The sequence below is a fragment of the Mesorhizobium sp. M7A.F.Ca.US.002.01.1.1 genome (assembly GCF_004022955.1).
GTDB classification, from domain to species: Bacteria; Pseudomonadota; Alphaproteobacteria; order Rhizobiales; family Rhizobiaceae; genus Mesorhizobium; species Mesorhizobium ciceri.
The window spans coordinates 1-841 of sequence record NZ_RZQE01000976.1 but is presented as its reverse complement, the minus strand read 5'-3'; the positions used below and the strand labels follow the sequence as shown (position 1 = coordinate 841).

Below are 841 nucleotides of genomic sequence, written 5' to 3'. Positions count from 1 at the left end.
TGCCGGGGTTGATGGGGAGGGATATGAGGCGCTTGAGCCGTTCCAATGGCCAGCGCCGAGCCAAGGCGCCCCCCTCTGGCCTGCCGGCCATCTCCCCCTCAAGGGGGGAGATCGGCTGTCATGGCCGTCTTCGCCAATTCACAACGTCGCAAAGCGAAAGCGGTCGGCGAAGCTGCCAATCTCCCCCCTTGAGGGGGAGATGGCCGGCAGGCCAGAGGGGGGCGCTCAAGCTGGAGGTTGGCCAGAAGGGGTCGGCACGACTGGGCTCCAGGCTCGCTTCTTCGCCAACGGCAACTTCTTCACACCCGACCGCAAGGCGCGCTTCATCGCCATCCGTCCCACCACGGAAATCCGCACCAGCCCCGATTATCCGCTGATCCTCAACACCGGCCGGATCCGCGACCATTGGCACACCATGACGCGGACGGGGAAAAGCCCGCGTTTGTCGCAGCATATCGCCGAGCCCTTCGTCGAGATCCACCCGGCGGATGCGCAGCGCTTCGGCATCGGTGACGCCGACATAGCGCGCGTTTCCAGCCCGCGCGGTGATGTGCTGGTGCGCGCGCTGGTGACGGCGCGCCAGCGCCAGGGCAGCCTGTTTGCGCCGATGCACTGGACCGATCAGTTCTCGGCAAAGGGCCGGCTCGACACGCTGACCGCGCCGCTGACCGATCCCATTTCCGGTCAGCCGGCGCTGAAACATGTCGCCGTCCGCATCGAGAAATTCGCGGCAAAGGCCTTTGGCTTTGCGGTGGCTCGGCAGCGGCCGGAGCCTAATACTGCGCCCTACTGGGCCGTGGCCAAGTGCAAGGGCGGCTGGCGGGGCGAGCTTGCCTTTGCC

General features: G+C 66.7%; 1 protein-coding gene. It reads left to right on the top strand.

Annotated elements, in window-relative coordinates:
- A partial coding sequence (locus EN932_RS37175; RefSeq protein WP_281061584.1) for a molybdopterin dinucleotide binding domain-containing protein occupies nucleotides 1-841 on the top strand: 841 nt, incomplete at both ends.